We start from the raw sequence: 1,386 nt of genomic DNA, 5'->3' as shown, positions 1-1,386 counted from the left end.
TTATTTTCTAAAATTAGAAACCTTAAATCGATCTATAGTAAAGAAGATTATAAAACGGTAATTTAAAATTTTCAAGGTTTGTTCAAAATGTTTTACAACGTGTTCGTGTATGGTTAGTTGCGTTGGCTAGAACTAAGTTAGCAAAAGAAAACGAACCAGAGGAAAATCCGTAGGATTTTCCGAGTACACACAGAATAAGCAATTGATTATACACGTTGTTAGCACTAGTTTATTTTTTTTTTAGGAATTTAAATCCAAGTATTATTAAGATTACTATCAAGGCAATAAAAAATATACTGGTTGAAGTGCTTTTTATTACTGAAAAAGTATTGGTTGCATTAACTGTAGTCTCTGTCAAGCCTGGATAATCGTTCAACATTGTGATAATCCCGATATTTTCCAGATAATCCGCAATTCCCGCAATTATTGGTAACAGAGAAAGATAGGTAAAAGGGGATTTGAGTTTATTTAATTTTTTTAAAAAATATGCCAAAAGCAGAGAATAGGTCAGAGCAAAAAGTAGCGGATAAATCATATCCAATGGTATTTGGTTAGTCAAATAAATTTCACGTCCATTTTCACCAAGTGTCTTAAATAGTTTATTTACATAGTCCTGATTATATCCTGTTGGCAACATATCCAACAATTTCATTCCGTTCGAGAATCCCATTGTTTTTGGAATGGTTACCAATAACATAAATAGGTAAACAACATTGGTTAGTATAAAAAGACCCAATACTTTTTTCCCGGAAGTGTGTTTTTCTAGAATTTTAGTGAATTGTTTCATTGATTATTCAAATTAGTGCTAACGGTTTTGTGTATGGAAAGTTGCGGTTTTGTGTGCGAGGATTTTCCGAAGGAAAATCAGACGTAACAAAAACGCAACGACCTTTAGTTAAACACTAATTTAAGCAATTTTTTATACACGTTGTTGCAAAATCGTTGTTTTTTTTAGTTTGTAATTCCGTTTTATTACTTTTCCAAAATTCGCTTTTTAAGTGTTTTTCAATCAAGTTTTTATTCAGAGTTTGAGTAAATTTCGCAATTCAGATTTTCCGCATTTTGCTCAATTCCGCAAACTTTTTAAATTCAGATTTTGAGTAAGGATTCCGCCAAACTTATTTTCAGAGTTTGATTAAATTCACACGTTTTATAAATTCAAATTTTTCTCAATATTCGTAAAATTTTCCGAGCGAGAGAGTGTTCCACACTTTTTGGTTTTTTACTTTAAAAACAAAAATTTAAAATTATTAATTCATTGTTTTTTTTAGTTTGAGTGATTTCCGCAAACTTGCTCGACAATGTTTTGCAACGGTCTTGTGTATGGAAAGTTGCGTTTTTGGCGACGAGGATTTTCCGAAGGAAAATCAGAAGTTGGCAAAAATG

1 protein-coding gene is annotated in these 1,386 nt (G+C 31.0%); it reads right to left on the bottom strand.

The window, feature by feature from the left end; all coding sequences use genetic code 11:
* Positions 1-229: 229 nt before the first annotated feature.
* Positions 230-787, bottom strand: coding sequence for a hypothetical protein (locus tag Q4512_RS16345; RefSeq protein WP_303426456.1), 558 nt, complete (start codon positions 785-787; stop codon positions 230-232).
* Positions 788-1,386 lie beyond the last annotated feature (599 nt).

The organism is Oceanihabitans sp. 2_MG-2023, from assembly GCF_030547245.1.
Lineage (GTDB): Bacteria > Bacteroidota > Bacteroidia > Flavobacteriales > Flavobacteriaceae > Oceanihabitans.
Note: the sequence above shows the minus strand (reverse complement) of the source record. Positions and strands in the feature narration are given on the sequence as shown.

What these genes read in the sequence shown, in the direction of transcription:
- Q4512_RS16345 (WP_303426456.1), bottom strand. Translation starts at nt 787, where the DNA reads ATGAAACAATTCACTAAAATTCTAGAAAAACACACTTCCGGGAAAAAA.